This is a genomic window from Candidatus Avelusimicrobium sp., assembly GCF_050873505.1.
Taxonomy (GTDB): domain Bacteria; phylum Elusimicrobiota; class Elusimicrobia; order Elusimicrobiales; family Elusimicrobiaceae; genus Avelusimicrobium.
Genome location: NZ_JBNMIY010000003.1, coordinates 158,810 through 182,102, shown reverse-complemented (window position 1 = coordinate 182,102; position 23,293 = coordinate 158,810). Strand labels below are relative to the sequence as shown.

The window sequence follows — 23,293 nt, the reverse complement described above, 5'->3', positions numbered from 1 at the left end:
AAATATAGAGAACGGCCCGGGGGATAAAGGATAAGCAAGGGGCCGGGAACTGGGGGAAAGCGTAAAGTGGGGTAAACACGGTGCGCTTTAAAGGAAGACGCCCCAGCCGGAGTACCCGGCGGGGCGTCCACTTAAAACAAATTTCATCCGTCCGGAAGCGGGAGGGGACCCGCTACCCCGGGCAACACACTAAAAGGGTTTCGTTTTCCGTGGGAGGGAGCGAAACCCTTTTTATTGGTTTTAGGGCGCAAAAATAAGTCTTTACAGGCTTTTTTGGTACAGTCTGTACCGTTTGCTGGTGTGGCAACCGCACTCCGTAATGCCACGGATAATGCCCTCGTTATCTTCCAGCACCCACGAAAGTTCCGCCTCGTTCCAAATGGCAACGCCGTGGTCAATAATGTGCTTAATCAAAATAAGGTCAATGCCGCGCTTTCTAAATTCAGGCGCCACGCCCAGCATAATCAGGCGCGCATCCTTAATTTTGCGCCAAGCCAACAGCGCTTTTACAATGCGCAACGGGTTGGCAAGCGACCCCTTTAATTCTTTAAGCGCGTGGTTCATATTCGGGATGGCAATATAAAACCCGGCAGGCACGCCTTCCACTTCCAGCACGCAGGTTCCTTCGGGGCGGACGATTAATTTTAACTCGTTTACCACGTCGGCCATTTCCTGCTTGCTCATCGGCACAAAGCCCCAGTTTTCCGCCCAGGCCTTATTGTAAATTTCACGGATGATTTCAGCCTCCGCGTCCAAATTTTTAAGGTTCAGCCGCCTAAGCGTAATGCCGTGCCCGCGCGAACAGCGCGCGCAGACCTTTAAAAAGCGTTCGGAAAATTTATCGTCTTTACTGCGCTCAAAGGCGAGCAAGTCCTTGATTTTCCCATATCCGGCTTTTTCAATCAAATCCATATAATACGGATAGTTATACGGCATCATAATAGCGGGCATACTGTCAAACCCGTCCGCCAAAAGGCCGTAAACGTGGTTGCTGTCCGGATTTGCCGGGCCGCGCACGGCCGTTACGCCCTTGGCGCGGAGCCAGTTTTCAGCCGCCTGAAAAAGCGCCGCCGAAACAGTTTCATCCTTTACCGTATCAAAAAACCCAAAGAAACCGATATTTTCGTGGTGGTATTCGTTGTGCTCTTTATTTAAAATGGCGGCAATGCGCCCGACGGTTTTACCGTCCTGGTATGCCAAAAACAAGGCTCGTTCGTTCTTTGCCCAAAAGACGTTATCCAAGCGCAGCAACTTTTTGGTATCGGCTTTTAATTCGCCCACCCAATACTGGTCATTTTTATATAATTCAAACGGAAAATTAACAAAAGAGTCCAACTCCTTGTCCGCTATTTGACGTATTTCCACACTCATATTTTCCCCTCTAAAAAAGAAACCCCGGCCGAAAAGACCGGGGTTATCCTGCTACTAAACTATTTAATCACACCTACCGCACGGCCCGCTTTGGCAAAAGCGTCAATGATTTTGGCAACGTGTTCGTCGGTGTGGGTCGCCATAAGCGTTAAGCGCATAAGCGCGTGGCCTGGCGGCACGGCGGGGCTGACCACCGGGTTGGAGAAGATGCCCAACTCGTGCAGGGCGCGCCACATTTTAAAGCAGTTTTCATTGCTGCCGACGTGTACCGGCAAAATCGGCGTGGTGCTGGTGCCCAAATCGTAGCCCAAGTCTTCCAAGCCTTTTTTCAGTTTGGCCGTCAAGCGGAACAAATTGTCGCGGCGGGAAGTGTCGTTTTCAATAAGTTCCAACGCCTTGGTGATAGAGGCCACACAGGCAGGCGGCAAGGCCGCGGAAAAAATCTGGCTGCGGGCGTTGTGGCGGATGTAATGGATAATATCCGCATCGCCCACCACGAAGCCACCGACGGTGGCAAAGGTTTTAGAGCAAGTACCGACGACCAAATCCACTTCGCCGTTTTCCAAGCCGAAATATTCGCAGGTACCGCGGCCCGTTTTGCCGATGATACCCGTCGCGTGCGCATCGTCCACCATAATACGGGCGCCGTATTTCTTGGCGATTTTGACGATTTCCGGCAAGGGGCAAATGTCCCCTTCCATACTAAATACGCCGTCCACAATAATCAATTTGCCGGCTTCGGCGGGGAGTTTGGAAATGACGCGTTCCAAATCGCCCGGTTCGTTGTGTTTAAAGCGCACCATTTCGCCGTCGGAAAGTTTAATACCGTCCAAAATGCTGGCGTGGTCCAATTTATCTACAATCGCGTAGTCGCCTTTTTTAACGAGACAGGACACTACGCCCAAATTCATCTGATACCCGGTAGAAAAGATAAGCCCTGCTTCTTTGCGTTTAAATTTGGCAATGCGTTCTTCCAACGCATCGGCGGCCTTGGTGTTGCCGTTTAAAAAGCGGGAGCCGGCACACCCGGTACCGTATTTCAAAGCGGCTTCGGCGGCGGCTTTCTTCATTTCGGGGTCATCCGCCAAGCCTAAATAGTTGTTGGAACCGGCCATAATGTATTTTTTGCCGCCCAACATTACCTCCGGCCCTTGCGCGGATTCAATCGGCTGGAAATAGCCGTAAATGCCTAGGCGCATAGCCAGTTTGGCGTCTTTGTAGTTTTTGCATTTCTCAAAAATATCAGACATATTTTATCCTCTTGACGCAACAACCGCGCCGCAGCCCAAAAGCCGCAAAGCGGTTTATTTACTTACCTTTTTAATAATATTGGTGGTGGAACGACCTTTAAGCAAGGGGAAACGCACCACTTTTTTTGCAAATTCGCGTCCGACAATTTCGTCGGTCTTGTAGTCGCCGCCCTTTACCAAAACGTCCGGGCGGACGAGTTTAATTAAATTATACGGCGTGTCTTCTTCAAAAATGCTGACGGCGGACACGCTTTCCAGCCCCCCCAACACCAACGCTCTGTCGGCTTGGGTGTTTACCGGGCGGGTAGGCCCCTTTAAGCGGCGCACGGAAGCATCGCTGTTGAGCCCGACCACCAGCACATCGCCCTTGGAGCGGGAAAATTCCAACACGCTGACGTGCCCCGCGTGCAAAATGTCAAAGCAACCGTTCGTAAAAACGATTTTTTTGCCTTCCGCACGGGCAGTTTCCACAAATTTTTTAAGCGCGCGCGGGCCTAAAATTTTATTTTTTGCCTTCACCTTTTTCCTTCTCCTGCGCCATCATCCGCTCAATAAGCCCTGTATCCATATTACCTTTAATAAAGTCCGGGTTATTGACGATTTTTTGGTGGAACGGAATCGTGGTTTTTACGCCTTCAATCAAAAATTCGCCCAAGCAACGGCGGCAACGCGCAAGCAGGTGCTCGCGGTCCGGCGCGGTAACAATCAGTTTGGCAATCAAACTGTCGTAATAACTGGGAATCGTGTAGCCCGTGTACATATGGCTGTCCACGCGCACGCCCAAGCCGCCCGAAGGAATCCACTCGGTAATAGTGCCGGGGCACGGCGTAAAATTGTGTTCGCTGTCTTCGGCGTTAATGCGGTGCTCAATCGCGTGGCATTTAATAACCGCCGCATCCTTTTGCGTGATATGGAGCGGTTCGCCCTGCGCAATTTGCAACTGCATTTTAACGAGGTCCTGCCCGCAGACGGATTCCGTTACCGGGTGTTCCACCTGCAAGCGGGTGTTTACTTCCATAAAGTAAAATTCTTTATTCTGCGCCATCAAAAACTCTACCGTACCGACACCGCGGTATTCGGCGGCTTTTACCAATTTGCAAGCGGCTTCTTGGAGTTTTTGGCGGGTTACCGGGTCCACAAACGGGGACGGGGATTCTTCCACCAGTTTCTGGTGGCGGCGCTGCATACTGCAATCGCGCTCCGCAAACGCCACTACATTACCGTAGTTATCGGCGGCTACCTGCACCTCAATATGGCGCGGGTTCAAAACGAGTTTTTCAAAATATACGCGGTCGTCGCCAAAGTTGGCGCGGGCTTCGCCCTGCGCGGTTTCCATCATCAGTTCCAAATCTTCTTCTTTCAGGCAAGCGCGCATACCTTTTCCGCCGCCGCCCAAGGTGGCTTTAATCATAATCGGGAAACCGATTTTGCGGGCCACTTCGCGGAAGTTTTTGCCTACAATACCGTCGGAACCGGGCGTAATCGGCACGCCGGCGCGTACGGCAATTTCGCGCGCGGTGGATTTAACGCCCAACATTTCAATAGAGTGCGCGGTCGGCCCGATAAACGTCATCCCGGCTTTGGTAACGGCTTTGGCAAAGTCCGCATTTTCGGACAAGAAGCCATAGCCCGGGTGGACGGCATCGGCCCCGGTAATTTTCCCGGCGGTAACGATAGCATCCATATTTAAATAACTTAAAGGCGAGGGCGCCGCACCGATACAAACGGCTTCATCGGCCATACGGACGTGCAGACTGTTGCGGTCGGCTTCCGAATAAATGGCCACGGACTTAATGCCCATTTCTTTTAAGGTGCGGATAACGCGCAGCGCAATTTCGCCGCGGTTAGCAATCAAGACTTTTTTAAAGGGAGTAATTTTAATGTTAGCAGACATTGGTTACGCTCCTATTTGGCGGCCTGCTCAATAAAAAATAGCGGCAAACCAAATTCCACGGGAGCGCCGTCTTTGGCGGTTACCACACGCAACTTGCCGGACACGGGGGCCGTTACTTTATGCTTTTGGGAAACGGTTTCCACCACGCCCAAGGCGTCGCCTTCTTTTACGGCTTGGCCTTCTTTCAGCGCCAAGTTTTTGCCTTTTTCAGCCGCGTGGTAAATGCCGATGGCCGGAGAAGATACCGCCGTAAGCGAGCACTCAAAATGTGCGGGCTCCGGCAGGGCTTCTTGGGTTTTTACTTCAATACAATCGCCGTCTTTTTCGTAGCAAAATTCGGCTAAATCGGTGGTTTTGAGCCAATCGGTAATTTCCGTAATGAGTTTGGTGTCCATAATGTCCTCAATAGATAAATAAAATACGTTTAGTTTATTTTACCATTTTTATAAACCGAACAACACGCTTTTATAACCCTTTTTCGGCCTTGGGCCGCGAAGCCCAAAATGCTACGGTGGAATTATGAAAAACATTTACAGGACCTTTTTATCGCTTTTGTTTTGGCTGGCCGTCTGCCAGTTGCCCGCCTTACCCGGTGGGTATATCGTGCGGCAAAATTTGGTTTGGTACCACGGGCTTACCAAGCCGCCGCTCGTGCCGCCGGATGGTGTTTTCGGCGCGGTATGGAGCCTGCTTTATTTGTTGTTGGGGATAAGCGCGTTTTTTCTTTTTAATAGAGGTTTGCAGGGCCGCAAGAAAACGGCTATTTTATTTATCCTGCAACTGGTGCTTAATATTTGGTGGACGCCGCTCTTCTTCGGGCGGCACAATATGCAGTTTGCCCTGTTGCTACTACTGGTAATGCTGATAGAAACCTCTTGGCTGTGGGCGGAAGCGCGCAAAAAGGATGGACTGGCCGCCCTACTGCTGGTACCCTATGCCGTGTGGCTGTTCTTTGCGTGTTATTTAAACCTCGGCTTTTGGCTGCTTAATTAGACACAATAAAAAACCCCGGCACACAGACCGGGGCTTTTTGCAAAAGAAAACCCTATTAGCGGTTGCGGTAATGGCGCACCAAATCCATACCCACCTTCATTACCTTGTAAAAAGTAGAATCCAGCAGCGTGGAAACATTATCAATTAAGTCAAACGCGCTTTTGGTTTTATCTACATTTTCCGCGGCGGAAACCGCCAAATACTCCACGGCTTCGGCCGTGCGGGTAATTTGCAGGAACGCCCGCACCGCAAAAATCACGAGCACCACAAAAGCAACTACCGCTACAAGTACGCACCATTGGTAAAAGTCCATATATTTCCCCCTTTACGGCTTTTTCTTTATTAAAACTTTTTGCCCGGCGTTCGTCAAGCCCCGGAAAAGAGGTTAAAAAAGCAACATAAAAACGCGCACCGTTTTCCCTTATTTTTTAGGAATTATCGGATTTATTTTTGACAAACAACCCGCTTATTAGTAATAATTACTATTAACAAGCCTGCCCGGCCCCGCACAAAAGACACAGCAAAAGGGCGTTTTTCCCGTCGGAGGGGCACATTTTTAGGCTTGTGGCAAAATCGGTTTTAAGACGGGATTTGCATTTTTGGTCCGTTTTTGCCAAAATTTTAAAAGTCGTTAGTTTACTTAGCGGCGAATTATTCTACCAGGATTACAACTATTATGGAAAACTCCGAAGTTATTACCCGTATCGTTAAAAGAGACGGTACGACACAACATTTTGACTCTAAAAAGATTACCCGTGCCATTACCAAGGCCGCCGAAGCGACCGGCGAATTTGACGCCGAAACCGCCAAGAAATTAACGATTCGCGCCATTAACATTATCCAGCAACTTTATTCCGACACCGTACCTAACGTGGAAAACGTGCAGGACATCGTGGAAGATGTGCTTTTGACCTCTAACTATCACAAAACGGCCAAGGCCTACATTTTGTACCGCGACCAGCACGCCCGTATGCGTGAAATTTCCTCCAAATTTAACGTGGATTTGGTGGACCAGTATTTGCAAAAAATTGACTGGCAGGTAAACGAAAACAGCAATATGGGCTACTCCTTGCAGGGGTTAAATAACTATATTTCCTCCGAAATCAGCAAGGTCTATTGGCTCAACAAAATTTATCCCGAAAATGTCCGCCGTATGCACAGCGAAGGCGATTTCCACCTGCACGATTTGGGCCTGTTGGGCGCGTACTGCGTCGGTTGGGACTTGCAGGACCTGCTTTTAAGCGGTTTTACGGGCGTGGTCGGCAAAGCCGAAAGCAAACCCGCCAAGCACTTGCGCACCGCCTTGGGCCAAGTGGTCAACTTCTTTTACACCTTGCAGGGCGAAAGCGCCGGCGCGCAGGCGTTCAGCAACTTTGATACCTTGCTCGCGCCGTTCATCTATTACGATAAACTTTCCTACAACGATGTAAAACAAGCCTTGCAGGAGTTTTTGTTCAACGTAAACGTGCCTACCCGCGTGGGCTTCCAAACGCCGTTTACCAACTTAACGTTGGATTTGACGGTTCCGTCCTACTATAAGGACCAGCCGGTCATCATCGGCGGGAAATTGCAGGACAAAACCTACGGCGAATTCCAGGCGGAAATGGATATGTTAAACCGCGCGTTCTGCGAAGTAATGCTCGCGGGCGACGCCAAGGGCCGCGTGTTTACGTTCCCGATTCCGACGTATAACATCACCAAAGATTTTGATTGGGACAACCCCAAACTTACCCCCTTGTGGGAAATGACGGCCAAATACGGTATCCCGTACTTTGCCAACTTTATTAATTCCGATATGAACCCCGAAGATGCGCGTTCTATGTGCTGCCGCTTACGCATTGACAACCGCGAACTGCGCAAACGCGGCGGCGGGCTGTTCGGTTCCGCTCCGTTGACGGGCTCTATCGGCGTAGTAACCATCAACCTGCCCAGACTGGGCTACTTGGCCAAGGACGAAAAGGACTTCTTTGCCCTCTTAAAGGACCGTATGGAAGTAGCCAAAAACAGTTTGGAAATCAAACGCAAGGTCATTGAACGCTTTACTAAGGGGAACCTCTATCCGTATATGAGTTTCTACCTGCGCTCGGTGCGCCAGCGCTTTGGCGAATTTTGGAAGAACCACTTTTCCACCATCGGGCTCGTGGGCTTGAACGAAGCCTCCGTCAACCTGTTGGGCGAAGATATCGGCACCGAAAAAGGCAAAAAATTTGCCGAAGACGTGCTGACCTATATGCGCGAGACGCTCGTAAAATTCCAGGAAGAAACCGGCAACAACTACAACTTGGAAGCCACCCCGGCGGAAGGTACGTCCTACCGCTTGGCTAAACTGGATAAAGAGCACTATCCCGAAATTATCTGTGCCAACGAAGAATTGTACAAGCAAGGGCACCAGCCTTTCTACACCAACTCTTCGCAGTTGCCCGTCAACTATACCGACGACGTGTTTGAAATGTTGGACTTGCAAAGCACGATCCAATCCAAATACACCGGCGGTACGGTACAGCATATCTTTACGGGTGAAAAGATTAAAGACTTGGAAGCGATGAAGAAATTCATCAAAACCGTCTGCGAAAAGTACACTCTCCCGTACTTTTCTATCACCCCCACGTTCAGCGTCTGCCCCAAGTGCGGCTACATTGAAGGCGAACACTTTGAATGCCCCAAATGCAAGGCCGAGAGGATGCAGGAACTGGAACACAAAATTAAACTGTTGGAAGAACAGTTATACAGCAAATAGTTCTGTAAAATATTACCTTTTTTGGGTTACTTTGCCCGTCAAAGATAACCCAAAAAAGCGGTTGCGGCCGGCACCATAAAGTGCCATAATAAAGTAACGGGTTTTCACGGGCCCGTTCCCGTCAACATAGGTTATTATTCGTTAGGAGACATACAAATGACTGCACAGGAAAGACAAGTAGTTGAAAACAAAATCTCGGAACTTAAAAAAGAATTGAACGACGTTCACGGTTCTAAATGCGAAGTTTATTCCAGAGTCGTAGGCTATCTGCGCCCCGTACAAAACTGGAATAAAGGCAAAAAAGAAGAATTTGCGATGAGAAAAACGATGCACGTCGGCTGCTCTTGCGGTTGCGACAAATAAGTTTTTCGCTTTTAGCGCAACGGACTGGGTATGAAGATAGGCGGATTATTAAAATTTACGTTAATTGACTTTCCCGGACGGCCGGCCGCGGTGATTTTTACGCAAGGGTGTAACTTTCGCTGCCGCTACTGCCACAACCCGGAACTGGTCTATCCGCATATGTTCGCCGAGCCCGTTGCCGAAGAAGAAATAGACGCCTTTTTAAAGCGCCGCCAAGGCACCTTGGAAGGAATTGTAGTATCCGGCGGGGAACCTACCCTGCACGAAGATTTACCGCAGTTCCTGGCCAAATTAAAAGGGATGGGCTATGCCACCAAGTTGGATACAAACGGCACCCGCCCGGATGTGCTTAAACAATTAATTCACGATAAATTGCTGGATTTTATCGCAATGGATTTAAAAGCCCCGCTGGAAAAATATTCACTCATCACGGGAGTGGATTTTAACCCGGCGGTGCTGCGCGAATCTATGAAATTAATTGTAGAAAGCGGACTTGGATACGAGTTCCGCACCACTTATGACAAGGAAGTGCTGACCGATGCGGACATTGCGGCTATCACGCAACTGACCGACGGCAAACACTACCGCGTGCAAGAGTGCCTGCCCGTAGCCAAAGAAAAGGCCGCCTTAAAGGTAATGCATACCGAGTTGTAAAATTGGTTTTATTTTGCAAAAAACGCGCTTGCTGGCGCGTTTTTTTATGGGCCACCGGGGAATATCCCCCCAAAAAGCAGGCCTTTTGCACCCATTAAAACAACAAAAAACCGCCCCCAAACACATTGGGGCGGTTTTTTATAAAAGGCTTGTTTAACGGGAAAGCCGTCTTAAATCCCGGGCAAAAGAAAACAATTTATCCTGCATCGGCTGGCTAAGCAATTCTACGGCGTGCCCATTAATAAAATCCAGTGGTTTAACAATACCCCAAGAGGTTTTAATGGGCTTTACAAATTCCTTTGCCATTGTGGGCCCCAACTGGGGGTATTTCTTTAACTGGCTATAAAACTCGTCCATTGGGTTCATCATCCCTTGTAAAATAAAGGACGCATTTTCCCGGGGAGCGTGGGCCACGGACTTGCGAAACGCAATTACCGCCTCGCTATAATCCTCCGGGAGCGTATTATCCACGGTAACCAAGACGGCTTCTTCCAAGGACTTTAAAAAAGTTTCCCGAAAATCTTTCAGTCTCATTTGTTGCTCGGCGGGCAATTTAGCCATTTCTGCCCGCAGATAATTGGCTAGGAGCAAGTTTTTGCCGTCAGCCAACACAATCGGATGATTTAAAACGGTAGCCAAATGCGCGGCTTCATCGGGGTTTTCAGCGGCCAACGCCATAAAGTTTGCCTCCACCGGTTCCAACGCCTGAAAAATGGCCGCAACATCTTGGGAGGTTTTTGTTTTAATTTCATTGGTAAAAGCCACAAAACTCTCCATCGTGCCCAAGGCGTTTTCGTCAATTTCTATGGTTTCTTCCAACTCTTCTTCCAGTTCTTCGTTCAACTTTTCTTGCATTTGAACTTTATCATCTTGAATCAAACGCTGTTCAAGCGCTTGCTCCTGCAACCAGTCCAACCGGGCACGCAAATGGGAAGCAGTAACCCGCTTTCCCTTTTTTTGCGCAAAAACACTTGTGCTAACCAACAGAGCCATTAACAAAACTAGAATTTTTTTCATAGAAGATTGTTCTCCTTTATCTACTAGTAGTTTAAAAAATTTAACAGGAGCACCACAAGGGCCTTTTGACCCTGAAAAATTTTAGACCAGGCCCATAAAAAAACCGCCCGGAACAATTGCTCCGGGCGGTTTCTATGAAAAGGCTTTTATTAGCGGGCCAAGCGGTTCAGATTGTCGCGGAAGTCAAACAATTCGTCCTGTACCGGGCCTTGCAAGGTAATGGCGTACTCGTTGATAAAGTCCACGGGTTCCACCGTACCCCAAGCGGCTTTAATCGGCTTTACAAATTCCTTCGCCATCGCCGGGCCCAACTGCGGGTTCTTTTGCAACTGGGCGTTAAATTCGTCCATCGGGTTCATCATACTCTGCAAAATCCAGTTCGGTTTGAGTTCCTTGGTGCCGCTTACGAATTTGCGGAACGCCACCACCGATTCGGCATACTCTTTCGGCAACGCTTGGTTTACCGTAATAACATCCGCATAGTTCAGCGCATTTTCCAAAGCCGTATGGAACGCGTCAAATTTCACTTGTTCGCCTTGGGTCAGGTTCACCGTTTCCATACGCAAGTAATTTTCAAGCGTTAAGAAATAGGAACCGTTGGCAATCGCCACCGGGCGGTTGATGTATTTGGCAACTTGGGACGCGGCTTCGGGCGATTTTTCCTGCACCGCCATAAAGGTTACACGGACTTCGTCCATTGCCTGAAAGATATAGCCAAAATCGTGGTACTGTTTGGCTTGGACGGATTTAGCAAAATTCTCATAAGCCTTAATCACGTTTACGGCGCTTTCAAAGCCTGCTTTATTTTGCGTGGCCGCCGTAATAGCCTTGGCCAATTTGGCGTCCAAGACGTTATTTTTTTCAATTCTCTTTTGGGCAAAGGCCCCCGTCGTCAGCAACAACGCTAATGCTACTGTTAAAAATTTTTTCATATAGTTCTCTCCTTTTTTTAAGTAACTTCCTTACTATTAGTTTAAAATAATACAACCTTTTATACCAGGGTCTTTGGACCTAGGCCCAGGGGTCAAAAGGTCCTAGTATTTAAATTGGCCCTTTTCGTACACCGTAACCAAGGAGCCGTCCTTTAAGCGGGCTGTAACCTTTTTGTCCTCGGTGTTGATTAAATCCCAATGCAGGGAGGAATCGTTAAAGCCCAGTTTTTCCTTTACGGCTTTGGTCAGTTTGTCCTGCGCACCCGTGTAGGTGTCGGCGTAACTGGCCCCGACGGCAACGTGGCAGTTGCCATACTTGCCGCCAAAGTTTTCATCATATAAGATATCGGCCATAAATTTGGTAATTTTGGAGAAGCGTCTGTCGGTCAGCGAGAACTCGCCAATCTGCGCCGCGCCCTTATCCATTGCCAACATTTTGCGTACAAAAGCCGCGCCCTGCTCGGCATCCGCCTTGACGGCGCGCCCGTCTTTAAATTCCAAACGCACACCCTTGACATAATTGCCGCTACGGTACGACGACAAATCGGCAAAATAGACGCCGCGAGTGCCGCGCCAGTCGGGCGACGTAAAAATTTCAAACGACGGGATATTGCACCCTCCGCCCGCCACAAAGCGGCGTTTTTCGCCCAAAAGGACCTCAAAATCCATTGATTTGGATTCAATGTGCAGCGTGTGAATAGGCAAGTCGGAAAGCCACTCGCCGATTTCGGTAACGGCTTGGGTTACCTCCTGCCATTTTTTGACGGGGTCCTTTTCGTTTAAAAAGCAGGCGCGGGCGATTTGCGCGGCGTATTCCTTGCCGGAAAGCCCCGCCCGCTTGGCGAGTTCCTCCGTCGGATAATTGCACAACGTCCACGCAAAGAGGCCCTTTTGCTCGCGAACGTCCAAAATTTCGCGCAAGGGTTTATGCGCCACCGCACTTTTGGCAATGCGCGCCGGGTCCACATTTTTTAAATGCGTTAAATCTTCTGGCGCGCGCAGGGAAATCAGGCCGTTAATGCCGCCCTGGAATTCTTTTTCGCCGGGGGCCAAAAAGGCCAGTTGTTTATCGTCGGCTACTGTGTAAAAAGTTTTGGAAAAATTTTCCGGTGCGTTCCAGCGCAATACCACTTGATAGCGTTTTTCCAACAATTTGGAATAAATTTGTTCCGCCAGCGGACGCGCGGAAAAGTCGCTACGCAACAGAACGGTATCATACGGTTTAAATTTTCCGTTTTTGCGGGCGGATTCCATTGCCCAAATCATTACATCGGCGTATTTTTCGTTTTGCTTCTTAGTAAAAAACATTTTGTGTTCCCCCCTATCTTATATTAATGTTATAATACAAAATATAATATTCCGTGTGAAAAAAATGAAAAAATTATTACTTATTATTTTTGCCTTTTTTTGTATCTGCCCCGCCTGGGCGGATGTATCCCCCAAGCCGGAAATGGAATTTTCGTTCGTGTACGAAACGGAAAACAAACCGGCCATTGACCCCTTGCACAGCGAGCAACTCCAATGCGAGGACAACCAATGTATTTCTGCCAAACCGTTGGGCTCCTACGGCTTACAAAAATTGCGCTGTACGGAAAGCAGTTGCTTTTCCATTGCGTACGACTATGAGCCCTTTCAAAAATTGATTATTGCGTTTGCGGACGGCACCAAGCGAGAAAGCCAAGTGTTTGCCTCACCTGATACCTTGCGGGCGCATTTTAACGTAAAAGTGGACGCGGATTCGCTGGACGTTACCCCTGCGGGCACGGCGGAAAATGTCGGCCCTTGGGCCCGCCGGGATGCGTGGACCTCGCTCGCCGTTATTTTGATATTGGAACTGTTTGCGGCGGCGGCCTTTTTAAACTACACCAAAAAAAGTTTTACCATTTTGTACAGCGTGGCCTTAGCCAACCTGTTTACGACGGCGGCCTCGTGGATTGTGCTTGTGCGGTACGTAAAGGAAACGGCCCTTTTGTGGATTTTCTGCCTGCTGGCGGAAGCGCTTATCATCCGGCTGATGAACCGCAAAAAAATATCCCTGCACGATGCGTTTATGTTAAGTTTAACCACAAACGTAACCAGTTATTCGCTGGGGCTGATGATATCCTTTTTGATAGCCCCGTTACTCTTTTAAAAATTAACCCCGCTAAACGCGGGGTTTTTTAAGGCTTAAAAGTGAAGTCCTACGCGCACCAAGCAATTGGTGCGCTTACCCGTATAAAATTAAAAAACCACCTAAATGGTGGCTTTTAAATTTTTTACCGGGGAAGGAAACTTCCCTGCGGTCTTTTCCCTGACGGGAAAAGCCTCCGGGCCGGGCCGCGCGGTTTTCGCCTTGCGCACCGCAGTGCTTTATGTGCGCAAACTCAAACATCGCTCCGGCCTTCAAGTCCCTACGCGCACCAAGCAGTTGGTGCGCTTCCCCGTATAAAATGAAAATGCCACCTAAACGGTGGCTTTTAAATTTTTTACCGGGGAAGGGACTTGAACCCTTAAGCCCGTGCGGGCAATAGTTTTTGAGACTATCCTGTATACCAATTCCAGCACCCCGGCATAAATCTTGTATATTTATTCTAGCAAATTTATTTCAAAAAGAAAATATTTCTTTTTGGTTTTCCAAAATTCCTTTAAAATTAAGGCAAAATTACCCTCTCTATTTCTATCATTTTTGCCGCACCACACGCAACAAAAATAAACTTTTTTGCTTTTGGGGCACATTTATAAGTAATAAGTCTTATCCTGTTCTCCGTACTAGCCGCTTTGGAGTATTTTCATCGAGCATATGAAGTTGTTAAAATATATTTATTATGAAACATTTTTTGCTTCTCGCTTTGCTTTTATCATATGTTTCGTCGTACGCACAAATATACCGCGTCGGACAAGGCGCTTCCCAGGAACCCGTCAATTTCCCCCGTTTTGAAATTTCCGTTGGCTCGGGCTTAACCTCCGCTTCCTTGCAAGACCCGTCCGGCGATACGGTTCTCCACGATAAAAGTGTTGCGGATTTACGTTTGTTATATTCGCTTAACTCTTGGTTTTCACTCGGCCCGACGGTTTATTTTAGCAAGGAGCAAGACAACCAACCGCTTATTTCCTCGTACAAAACCCGCCGTTTGGGCGTTGTAGGAAAATTTAATTTATCGCCCGACACCACCCCGCGTTCGTATGCATTGCTGGAAGCAGGCGCAATGGAGCGGAAAATCTCTTATTTGCGGTCGGTGGAGGACAAAGCCACCTCTCCCTATTTAACGGCCGGGCTGGGAACCGAGGTAGATATTTGCTGCGGTTTTTTCTTGGGGTTGGAAGGGCGCTTATCTTACTTTTTCAAGAACGAAGTCGGCCATTTCTTTCAGTTAAAATCCCCGTGGGACGCCTCTTTCGCCGTGCGAGCCGGTCTTCACTTTTAAGCCTTAAAAAACCCCGCATTTGGCGGGGTTTTAAATTTCTGCTCAGTTGGTATTGACTCTTTCTTTGTAAAAAAAGCACCCTTTCGGGTGCTTTTTAAATTCAAACGGAGAGGGAGAGATTCGAACTCTCGATACGGTTTCCCGTATGCAGTCTTTCCAGGACTGTGCCTTAAACCGCTCGGCCACCTCTCCAAAATCGGTGTGCGGTCTAATGACTACCTGTTTATTATAGCAAAAAAATGTGCAGGTGGAAAAGTTTTCGTTAAAATCAGCGTTTAAATGTGCGCACTTGGAAGCCCAACACCCGCCCGATAAGCATTAGCGGCACCAATATAAAAATGCTGAACGCCACCACGAGGAGCGTCATAATAAACCCAAAGGCCAGCACCAAAATTCCGCCGAAGATTCCCCCGTTGTCGCCTTTTGGGCGTGCGGAATCCTTGGGCGTATGCTCCCCCCCAATGGGGTTGCCGTTTTCGTCCAAAATTTCGGGCTCTATTATTTCTTCCGTGCGGACCAAGTTTTTGTTTTCCATACTTATATTATGGCATAATCGGGGCCATTTGCACAGCCTGCCTAGGCCTAGGCAAGCAATTTGCCAAATTGGTAAAATATACATATACTAAAAACAGGAATATTAAAATGAAAAAACTACTATCCCTGCTTGCTCGCAGACCCGAAGTCCCCGCCACCCGCTTGGTGGCTATATTGTCCGCCTATTTCTTGGTGTTAATGAACATCAGTTTTTGGCGTTTCGTTTTCACACACGTCAGTATTTCCGGCTTTGCGGACGGCGTATTTTTTCTGTCCTTACCGGTGCTGATTTTTACCGTTATTTATGCGGCCTTTTGCGTATTGTTATTGCCGTATGTAGGCAAGCCACTTATGGTACTGCTTCTTATTGTATCGGCGGCCGTCAATTATTTAACCTACCAGTTCGGCGTGTTTATTGATGCCGATATGATTCGCAACACATTTGAAACCAACCCCGGCGAAGTAAAGGATTTAATCACCCTGCGTTCCGTTTCGTGGCTGGTTTTATTGGGTATTTTGCCTGCGCTTATTTTGTGCCGCGTAAAAATTATCTTTAAACCTTTCTTCAAAGAATTAACCGGGCGCTTGGCCCGCGTGGGCATTTTGCTTTTGTGCCTCTTGGTATTAACGCCGTTTGTGTATAAGGAGTATGCCTCCTTCGGGCGCAACAACCGCCAAGTGCGCCGCTTGGTTATTCCGCACAACTATATTTACGCCATCGTGCGCTATTTTCAGATAGAAGCCCAGCACCGCCGCCCGTTTACCAAACTGGACGAAAACGCCAAACACGTGCCGTACCACGGCGAAAAGAAAACGGTTTTCGTGCTCGTTCTGGGCGAAACGGCCCGCGCGCAAAACTTCTCGTTAAACGGTTACGAACGGGAAACCAACCCGCAACTGGCCAAAGAGGATATCGTCAATTTCCCGCACGTTACGTCCGCAGGCACGGCCACGGCGGTTTCCGTACCGGCGATTTTCTCGTTCGCCACGCGTGACGGCTTTAACCCCACCGATGCCCGCTATACCGAAAACCTGTTGGATTTATTACAGCAAACGGGCTACAAGGTGCTTTGGCTGGAAAATGACAACGGCTGTAAAGGCGTTTGCGCACGCGTTCCTAACAAAGAAATGGATGTGAAAAATAAAAAATATTGCGACGGACTCTACTGCCACGATGAAATTATGTTGGAGGAACTGCGCGATTATTTAAAAAACTCCAAGGACGACCATTTGTTTATCGTTCTGCACACCATTGGTAGCCACGGCCCGACCTATTTCCGCCGTTATCCCCAGGAGTTCAAAAAATTCACGCCCACCTGCGATACGGAGGAAATCCAAACTTGTACGCGCGAGCAAATCGTCAACACCTATGACAATACCATTTTGTACGCGGACTATATTTCCGCCAGCGTGATTGATATGTTAAAGAAACACCCCAAATGGGAATCGGGGATGATGTATGTATCCGACCATGGGGAATCCCTGGGCGAAAACGGTGTGTATCTGCACGGTCTGCCGTATGCGATTGCGCCCGAAACGCAAACCCGCGTGCCGATGGTAATATGGATGAGCGATGTAATGAAAAAATCCGACCATATTGATTATGCTTGCCTTAAAAAGAAGGCCGCGGAAGGGAAATTCTCGCACGATAATATTTCCCACTCGCTTTTATCCTTAATGGAATCCCAAAGCAAGGTGTACGACCCGAAACTAGACCTTTTTGATTCGTGCCGCACCTTACCGCTTCCGCAAGAGCAAAAATAATTTACACCCCGGGGATACAATTCCCGGGGTTTTTTATGCCGTGCCGTAGGGCGGTATAATTGGTAAAATATATATAGGTTACGCGTGAAGGCACATCACGCAAATTCAAAAAACCGAGGAAGAAACTATGTTACCCAAAGCGTATGAACCGCAAGAAGTAGAACAGAAATTGGCCGACAAATGGCAAAACGCCAAATTGTTCGCCGCCAAAAACGATAAAACCAAAAAACCTTTTGTTATTGTTATCCCGCCGCCCAACATTACGGGTGCGCTCCATATGGGGCACGCGTCCACCAACACTTTGCAGGACGTTTTAATCCGCGCCCACCGTATGTTTGGCGAAGACGCCTATTGGGTACCGGGTACGGACCACGGCGGTATTGCCACGCAGAACGTTATTGAAAAGAAACTCGCCAAAGAACAACACAAATCCCGCCACGACTTAGGCCGCGAAGCCTTTGTACAAACCGTTTGGGATTGGTACAAGGAGTGCGGCAATGCCATTTTCAACCAGTTCCGCAAAATGGGCTGGGCGTTGGACTTGTCCGACATCCGCTTTACTATGGACGAAAAACGCGCGCAAGCCGTTTACGAGTGCTTCCGCCAATGGTGGGAAAAGAAATACATTTACCGCGGCAAACGCTTAATCAACTGGTGCGTACGCTGTTCCACCGCCTTATCCGATATTGAAGTAGAACACGAACAGCACGCGGGCAAATTGTGGTATTTGCGCTATAAAGGCGAGGACGGCTCTGACGGTATCGTTATTGCCACTACCCGCCCGGAAACCATTTACGCCGATGCCGCCATTGCCGTAAACCCCAAGGACGAACGCTATAAAGATATGGTGGGCAAGAAAGTAATTATCCCGCTCGCCAACCGCGCTATTCCGATTATCGCCGACGAAGCCGTAGAACTCGGCTTTGGTACGGGTGCCTTAAAAATCACCCCGGCGCACGACGCTACCGACTACGAGGTCGGCCAACGCCACAACCTGCCCATTATGACGGTCATCAACGACAAGGGCAAGATGATTAACTGCCCCGAAAAATATTTGGGGATGGACCGCGAACTTTGCCGCAAAGAAACTGTAAAAGATTTGGACGAAGCAGGTCTCTTGGTAAAAGAAGAAAAATACAACAACGCCGTTTCCACCTGCTACCGCTGCCACAGCCCCATTGAACCCTTTATGAGCGAACAATGGTTCGTCAAAATGGATAAACTGGCTGCTCCGGCTATCAAAGCCGCGGAATCGGGCGAATTGCAATTCCACCCGGCCAGTTGGAAAAATCCGTTCTTGGGCTGGCTTAAAAATATCCAGGATTGGTGCATTTCCCGCCAAATTTGGTGGGGCCACCGTATCCCGGTGTGGTACTGCCGCCATTGCAGCGAAAAAGGCCTTACCTTTGCCACCGACCAACAAGGCCACGAACAATTAACCAAGGTATCGTTTGAAGACGGTGCAAAGCCGATTGTATCCTTTAAAAAGCCCGAAAAATGCCCCATTTGTGGCGGGCACGATTTGGTGCAGGACCCCGACGTGTTAGACACTTGGTTCTCCTCCGCGCTGTGGCCGATGTCCGTCTTTGGCTGGCCGGAAAAAACGCCCGAAATGGAACACTTTTATCCCACTAGCGTAATGGTAACCGGGTATGAAATTTTGTACCTATGGGTAGCCCGTATGGTAATGACGGGGCTGGATTTCACGGGCAAACTCCCCTTTAAAGACGTGTATTTGAACGGGATTATCCGCGATAAACGCGGCAAGAAGATGTCCAAATCTTTGGGCAACGTAATTGACCCCCTGGATATGACCGCCAAATACGGTACCGATGCGGTGCGCTTCTCGCTCTTAATGCAGGCCGTGCCCAGCAAGGATATTCCGTATTCCGAGGAAAGCATTACGGGTGCTCGCAACTTCTGCAACAAGCTTTACAACGCTTCCCGCTTTATCTTGATGAATATGGAAGGCTTAACGGGCCCGCTCAAAATGCCGGCGCACGTTACGGAACTGGCCGACCAATGGATTTTAGACCGCTATACCAACGCTATCAAAACCGCGCGCGAAGGTATTGAAAAATACAACCTCGCGCTGACGGCCAATACGCTCTACCACTTTTTGTGGGGCGATTTCTGCGACTGGTATGTAGAACTGGCCAAGCAACGCTTCCAAACGGCGGAAAAAGAACAGGTTATGGCGCTTTGCGTACACATTTTGTACGGCACCTTAAAGGCCCTGCACCCGTTAATCCCGTACATCACGGAAGAAATTGCCGCCTCTCTGCGCCCGTACGTCGGCGAGACGGAAGAGTTCTTGCTCAACCAATCTTATCCGGAATTTAACCCCTCTTGGGTAAATACCGAAGCCGTAGCCAAAATGCAGGCTGTGCAAAACGTTACGCGCGAAATCCGCACCATCCGCGCGCAGTTCAATGTGCCGCCGGGCCTCAAAATTGCGGCCGTTTTGTCTGCCAAGGACGAGGCCGATTTAGCGGTTGTAAAGGCCTACGAAGGCTACATTAAATTAATGGCGAAAATTGAAAAATTGGATATCGGCGTCAATTTGCCTAAACCCAAGCAAACGGCTACTGCGGTGGCGGACAACATCGCCATTTATGTACCGCTTACGGGCTTAATTGACTTTGAGAAAGAAAAGAAACGCCTGGAAAAGGACCTTGCTATTGCCAAAGCGAATATCGCTTCGCGCGAAGCCAGACTTTCTCAGGAAAGTTTCATTAAAAACGCTCCCAAAGAGCAGGTAGAAAAGACCAAAAACGAACTGGCCGCCGCCCGCCTTACCTTGGCGCAGGTTACGGCTTCGTTGGAGGATTTGGCCTAATGAACAAACTTTACACCGCGGCCGCTTGCGTGGCCACCCTGTGCTTGCCCCTTGCGGCGCAAGCGCAGGATTTGGAGTGGAAAACCGTAACCAAATATAGTAAAGCCGAAGCCAAAAAACAACTGACGGAACGCTTTACCAAATACGTTACGTTTGACACCCAATCCAACGACCAAACGGATAAGGTCCCCAGCACGCCCGGCCAGTTAAAAATGGCTAAGGCGCTGGCCAAGGAACTTAAAAAATACGGCACTAAAAACGTCAAGATAGACGCGCACGCCATTGTTACCGGGGAAATTCCGGCTACGGCGGCGAACGCTTCTCCCGTAGTGGCCTTCCTCGCGCATATGGATACGGCGTTGGAAGCCTCCGGCAAAGACGTTAAACCCCAAGTGCATAAAAACTACCAAGGGGGCGACATCGTCATCAACGCTGAGAAAAAATTGGTCATTAATCCCGCCAACTCGGCCCAACTCGCCCGCGCGCGCGGACACGATATTATTACCGCTTCCGGCGGCACGTTATTGGGTGCGGACGACAAAACGGGTGTAGCCGTAATAATGACAATGGTACAATACCTCTATGACCACCCGGAACTGGAACACGGGCTTATTAAAGTAGCCTTTACGCCGGATGAAGAAGTGGGCACAGGCGCCGAAAAAATGGACGTAGCCGCGTTTGGCGCGGATTACGCCTATACCTTAGACGGCAGTGATTTAGGGCAACTGACGGACGAAACCTTTAACGCCAAGGCCTTTACCGCCGTATTTAAGGGCTTGCGCGCCGTCCACCCCGGCGAAGCAATGAACTCCGCCTTTGCAGATAACCTGTTAATGGCGTCTGATTTCCATACGCTCCTGCCGCGCCAAAGCCGCCCGGAAAACACGGCCGGCCGCCGCGGGTTTATTTTGGTGGACTCCATTGTTACTAATGGCGACGAAAGTACCGTAAAGGGCATTATCCGGGCGTTTACGGACGAGGAAATGCAAGGTTTTGTAAACGAGGTTACCCGCGCCTTTAACACCGTTAAAGCAATGAACTATAAAGGTACGGGCTTTGAACTGACATTCGAAGACCAGTATAAGAATATGAAGACGGTCCTGCCCGCCCAAGTGGTAAATTTGGCCGAAATGGCAATGCGCCAAGAGGACATTACGCCCAACCGTATGGCGGCGCGCGGCGGTACGGACGGCTCTACACTTTCGTTTATGGGCCTGCCCACGCCGGATATCTTCGCCGGGCAGTACAACCTGCACAGCGAGCGCGAATATGCGGATGTGGACGTAATGGAAGCCTCCCTGCGCACGGTGATAAGGCTAATTACCCTGTGGAACCTGCAACCCGTTCCGCAAACAGAAAAATAAAATCTTTCACTCCCCCGCCCTGCGCGGGGGTTTTTATTTCCCCCTACATTTAGGACCCAAGTTTTATTTAGGTCTTTTGGCCCTTGCGGCAAAGGGGGCAGATTCATAAAATAATAGTAATATTAATCAAAGGAGATTTTATGCAAATCAAACAGTTGTTCGCCGTTTTGTCCGTATTTGTTTTCGGCGCTTCTTTTGCCAGCCAAGCCTATGCCGCTGCCGCCTGGCCCGCTAATAACACTCCGCGTGAACGCACCTATGTAAAAGATTCCGTCCGTAAGAATTTGGGGCAGAAAAATGCCTCTTTGGCCGCTAAATACCGCAGCACGATGCTGGACCGCTTTATGAAGTACACCACCTACGACAGCCAAAGCAGCGACGCCGCCGATATGACGCCGGAACAAATTGAAACCGCTAAAAAACTATATGCCGAAATCCAAAAATTCGGCTTTAAGACCACCTTATCCGAACATTATTATATTTATGTGGAAATTCCGTCCAATGTAAATTGGAAGACCCCTACCTTGGGTTTTAGTTGCCACTACGATTCCACGCCCGATATTATCGGCAAGAACATTAAAGCGCAAAAAATCGCTAAATACGACGGCAAACCGATCCAACTGAAAAACGGCCACACGATGACCTTGGAATCCGACCCGTATTTGAAACAAATGATTGGCAAAACCATTGTTACCTCCGACGGGACCACAATGTTATCCGCCGACGACAAGGCCGGCGTGTCCGTCATTGTAACTTTAATTCAAACCTTGGCCGAAAACCCGGCTAAAAAACACGGTAAAATCCAAATCGTCATTACGCCCAACGAAGACGTGGGCCGCTCGGCTGATTACATTGAAGAAACCCCCTACAACCCGGACCTCGCCTTTGACTTTGACGGCGGTGTAAACGGCGAAGTAGTGGTAAGCAACTTTAACGCCGAAAAAGTGATTTACCGCGTGTTCGGTGTAAACGGGCACCAATCTATGGCCGCTGAAAACGGTTACAGAAACGCCTGGAAGCCCGCCTGCGAACTGGGTGCGGCCTGCGCCAAGGACGAGTGGCTGCCCAACAACAGCCGCGGCCAGCAGGGCTATGTGGAACTGCACCATATGGATATGGGCGACGGCAAAGTAAATGTGGCCGAATTGGATTTCCGCCTGCGCGATTTCCGCCAGCAGAACATTGACGACTGGAAGAACTACGCCGACAGCGTAGCCAAAAACATCAGCGCCAAATACGGCGTGAAAATTGAACGCGCGATTGCCAAGCAATACGGCAACGTAGCCGAAAACATCCACCCGCAAGCGCACCAAGTGGTTGCCAGCGCGCTCAAAAACGCGGGCGTAACGCCGAACTTTAAAGAAGAACGCGCCGGCACGACGGCCTCTATGTTAATGCTTAAACTGGGCAAAGGGGCCTACACCGTATTTACGGGGCAGAACAACCCCCACGCCTTCACCGAGTGGCTCAGCGAAGAAGATATGTACAAGGCGTACTTGGTCGCGCTGAATATGACCGACGAAGTCGTAATGATGAAATAAGAAGGCGCAACAAGTTAATGAAGATTTTAATTGCTACGGGCAACCCGCACAAGTTTAAAGAGTTAATAGACATCTTGCCCGTAAAAACCAAAAACGGCACGCCGATAGAATACGTCAGTTTGGCGGATTTTAAAGGCTTAACGCTCCCGCCCGAAACGGGGCTTACGCTGGAAGACAACGCGGAAATAAAAGCCGTCTATGCTTCCCGCCAAACGGGGTTACCCGCCATTTCGGACGATACGGGGCTGGAAGTAAAATTTTTAAACGGAGCCCCCGGCGTATATACCGCCCGTTATGCGGGCGAACACGCCGACGCAGACGATAACAACCGCAAGTTGTTATCCGCCTTGGAAGGGCAGTTACTGCCCCAGCGCGGAGCCAGTTTCCGTACCGTGGCCTGCCTGGCCACCCCGCAAGGGTGCGTGCAAACCTTTGAGGGCTCGTTAGACGGCTACATCGGTTTTGGCTACCGTGGCGAAAACGGCTTTGGCTATGACCCGCTGTTTTTAGTGGGCGAAACCAAAAAGACGCTTGCGGAACTGACCGAAGGCGAAAAGAATAAAATCAGCCACCGGGCCCGGGCGTTTGAAAAATTAGCCGAACGGTTGGTACTGTTAAAACCGCAAAAATAAGTTG

At 49.3% G+C, this 23,293-nt stretch carries 22 protein-coding genes and 2 tRNA genes; 12 read left to right on the top strand and 12 right to left on the bottom strand.

Annotation, left to right across the window (positions count from 1 at the left end):
• Window positions 1-261: 261 nt before the first annotated feature.
• The 5 genes from ACR0QV_RS02840 to ACR0QV_RS02820 are packed head-to-tail and all read right to left on the bottom strand — an operon-like array spanning window position 262 to window position 4,910.
• On the bottom strand, window positions 262-1,371 hold the full coding sequence (locus ACR0QV_RS02840; RefSeq protein WP_432634463.1) for a GNAT family N-acetyltransferase: 1,110 nt from the start codon (window positions 1,369-1,371) through the stop codon (window positions 262-264).
• A gap of 59 nt (window positions 1,372-1,430) precedes the next feature.
• The gene (locus ACR0QV_RS02835) at window positions 1,431-2,621 is read right to left on the bottom strand and encodes an aminotransferase class I/II-fold pyridoxal phosphate-dependent enzyme (RefSeq protein WP_432634462.1); all 1,191 of its coding nucleotides are present in this window, start codon (window positions 2,619-2,621) and stop codon (window positions 1,431-1,433) included.
• 54 nt (window positions 2,622-2,675) lie between these two features.
• On the bottom strand, window positions 2,676-3,140 hold the full coding sequence (gene rfaE2 / locus ACR0QV_RS02830; protein ID WP_432634461.1) for a D-glycero-beta-D-manno-heptose 1-phosphate adenylyltransferase: 465 nt from the start codon (window positions 3,138-3,140) through the stop codon (window positions 2,676-2,678).
• Window positions 3,124-4,515, bottom strand: coding sequence for an acetyl-CoA carboxylase biotin carboxylase subunit (accC, locus tag ACR0QV_RS02825; RefSeq protein ID WP_432634460.1), 1,392 nt, complete (start codon window positions 4,513-4,515; stop codon window positions 3,124-3,126). Before accC ends, rfaE2 begins: the two co-directional genes overlap by 17 nt.
• Before the next feature lie 11 nt (window positions 4,516-4,526).
• On the bottom strand, window positions 4,527-4,910 hold the full coding sequence (locus ACR0QV_RS02820; protein ID WP_432634459.1) for an acetyl-CoA carboxylase biotin carboxyl carrier protein: 384 nt from the start codon (window positions 4,908-4,910) through the stop codon (window positions 4,527-4,529).
• A 124-nt stretch (window positions 4,911-5,034) separates the two neighbouring features.
• Here ACR0QV_RS02820 and ACR0QV_RS02815 point away from each other — a divergent pair, with 124 nt between their 5' ends.
• Window positions 5,035-5,508: a TspO/MBR family protein gene (locus ACR0QV_RS02815; protein WP_432634458.1), complete on the top strand. Its 474-nt coding sequence runs from the start codon at window positions 5,035-5,037 to the stop codon at window positions 5,506-5,508.
• A gap of 55 nt (window positions 5,509-5,563) precedes the next feature.
• Here the strand turns inward: ACR0QV_RS02815 and ACR0QV_RS02810 are convergent, their stop codons facing one another.
• Window positions 5,564-5,821, bottom strand: coding sequence for a hypothetical protein (locus ACR0QV_RS02810; RefSeq protein WP_432634457.1), 258 nt, complete (start codon window positions 5,819-5,821; stop codon window positions 5,564-5,566).
• A gap of 363 nt (window positions 5,822-6,184) precedes the next feature.
• Between ACR0QV_RS02810 and ACR0QV_RS02805 the strand changes: the two genes are divergently transcribed.
• The 3 genes from ACR0QV_RS02805 (at window position 6,185) to ACR0QV_RS02795 (ending at window position 9,262) form a co-directional block, all read left to right on the top strand.
• A complete protein-coding gene (locus tag ACR0QV_RS02805; protein ID WP_428059693.1) occupies window positions 6,185-8,245 on the top strand; it encodes a ribonucleoside triphosphate reductase in 2,061 nt (686 codons plus the stop codon).
• Between the two features lie 156 nt (window positions 8,246-8,401).
• Complete coding sequence (gene nrdD / locus ACR0QV_RS02800) at window positions 8,402-8,608, top strand: anaerobic ribonucleoside-triphosphate reductase (RefSeq protein ID WP_177748700.1); 207 nt, start codon at window positions 8,402-8,404, stop codon at window positions 8,606-8,608.
• Window positions 8,609-8,638: 30 nt separating this feature from the next.
• Window positions 8,639-9,262, top strand: coding sequence for an anaerobic ribonucleoside-triphosphate reductase activating protein (locus tag ACR0QV_RS02795; protein ID WP_428053040.1), 624 nt, complete (start codon window positions 8,639-8,641; stop codon window positions 9,260-9,262).
• A 153-nt stretch (window positions 9,263-9,415) separates the two neighbouring features.
• On the opposite strand, the gene ACR0QV_RS02790 is transcribed toward ACR0QV_RS02795, so the two are convergent.
• From ACR0QV_RS02790 to ACR0QV_RS02780, 3 genes are all read right to left on the bottom strand, one after another.
• Window positions 9,416-10,279 (bottom strand): hypothetical protein, encoded by an 864-nt coding sequence (locus ACR0QV_RS02790; RefSeq protein WP_432634456.1) that lies wholly within the window; start codon window positions 10,277-10,279, stop codon window positions 9,416-9,418.
• Between the two features lie 149 nt (window positions 10,280-10,428).
• Complete coding sequence (locus ACR0QV_RS02785) at window positions 10,429-11,211, bottom strand: hypothetical protein (protein WP_432634455.1); 783 nt, start codon at window positions 11,209-11,211, stop codon at window positions 10,429-10,431.
• A 102-nt stretch (window positions 11,212-11,313) separates the two neighbouring features.
• Entirely contained in the window at window positions 11,314-12,519 is a 1,206-nt protein-coding gene (locus ACR0QV_RS02780) for an aminopeptidase (RefSeq protein ID WP_432634454.1), read from the bottom strand.
• 64 nt (window positions 12,520-12,583) lie between these two features.
• On the opposite strand from ACR0QV_RS02780, the gene ACR0QV_RS02775 reads away from it, so the two are divergent.
• Window positions 12,584-13,342 (top strand): hypothetical protein, encoded by a 759-nt coding sequence (locus ACR0QV_RS02775; protein WP_432634453.1) that lies wholly within the window; start codon window positions 12,584-12,586, stop codon window positions 13,340-13,342.
• A gap of 105 nt (window positions 13,343-13,447) precedes the next feature.
• Window positions 13,448-13,639 (top strand): hypothetical protein, encoded by a 192-nt coding sequence (locus ACR0QV_RS02770; RefSeq protein ID WP_432634452.1) that lies wholly within the window; start codon window positions 13,448-13,450, stop codon window positions 13,637-13,639.
• A gap of 38 nt (window positions 13,640-13,677) precedes the next feature.
• Here ACR0QV_RS02770 and ACR0QV_RS02765 read toward each other — a convergent pair.
• Window positions 13,678-13,761: transfer RNA gene (locus tag ACR0QV_RS02765), tRNA-Leu, on the bottom strand.
• Between the two features lie 254 nt (window positions 13,762-14,015).
• On the opposite strand from ACR0QV_RS02765, the gene ACR0QV_RS02760 reads away from it, so the two are divergent.
• Window positions 14,016-14,615, top strand: coding sequence for an outer membrane beta-barrel protein (locus ACR0QV_RS02760; protein ID WP_432634451.1), 600 nt, complete (start codon window positions 14,016-14,018; stop codon window positions 14,613-14,615).
• Between the two features lie 105 nt (window positions 14,616-14,720).
• On the opposite strand, the gene ACR0QV_RS02755 is transcribed toward ACR0QV_RS02760, so the two are convergent.
• Window positions 14,721-14,807: transfer RNA gene (locus ACR0QV_RS02755), tRNA-Ser, on the bottom strand.
• 76 nt (window positions 14,808-14,883) lie between these two features.
• Complete coding sequence (locus ACR0QV_RS02750; RefSeq protein ID WP_432634450.1) at window positions 14,884-15,150, bottom strand: hypothetical protein; 267 nt, start codon at window positions 15,148-15,150, stop codon at window positions 14,884-14,886.
• A 107-nt stretch (window positions 15,151-15,257) separates the two neighbouring features.
• Between ACR0QV_RS02750 and ACR0QV_RS02745 the strand changes: the two genes are divergently transcribed.
• The 5 genes from ACR0QV_RS02745 to rdgB all read left to right on the top strand — a co-directional run bounded on the left by ACR0QV_RS02745 (window position 15,258) and on the right by rdgB (window position 23,289).
• Window positions 15,258-16,913, top strand: a complete 1,656-nt coding sequence (locus tag ACR0QV_RS02745; protein ID WP_432634449.1) for a phosphoethanolamine transferase — start codon at window positions 15,258-15,260, stop codon at window positions 16,911-16,913.
• Window positions 16,914-17,040: 127 nt separating this feature from the next.
• Entirely contained in the window at window positions 17,041-19,752 is a 2,712-nt protein-coding gene (locus tag ACR0QV_RS02740) for a valine--tRNA ligase (protein WP_432634448.1), read from the top strand.
• The gene (gene pepT, locus ACR0QV_RS02735) at window positions 19,752-21,116 is read left to right on the top strand and encodes a peptidase T (RefSeq protein WP_432634447.1); all 1,365 of its coding nucleotides are present in this window, start codon (window positions 19,752-19,754) and stop codon (window positions 21,114-21,116) included. The genes ACR0QV_RS02740 and pepT (ACR0QV_RS02735) overlap by 1 nt, the downstream gene beginning before the upstream one ends.
• Window positions 21,117-21,256: 140 nt before the next feature.
• Window positions 21,257-22,657, top strand: coding sequence for a tripeptide aminopeptidase PepT (gene pepT / locus ACR0QV_RS02730; RefSeq protein WP_432634446.1), 1,401 nt, complete (start codon window positions 21,257-21,259; stop codon window positions 22,655-22,657).
• A 17-nt stretch (window positions 22,658-22,674) separates the two neighbouring features.
• The gene (gene rdgB / locus ACR0QV_RS02725; RefSeq protein WP_432634445.1) at window positions 22,675-23,289 is read left to right on the top strand and encodes an RdgB/HAM1 family non-canonical purine NTP pyrophosphatase; all 615 of its coding nucleotides are present in this window, start codon (window positions 22,675-22,677) and stop codon (window positions 23,287-23,289) included.
• Window positions 23,290-23,293 lie beyond the last annotated feature (4 nt).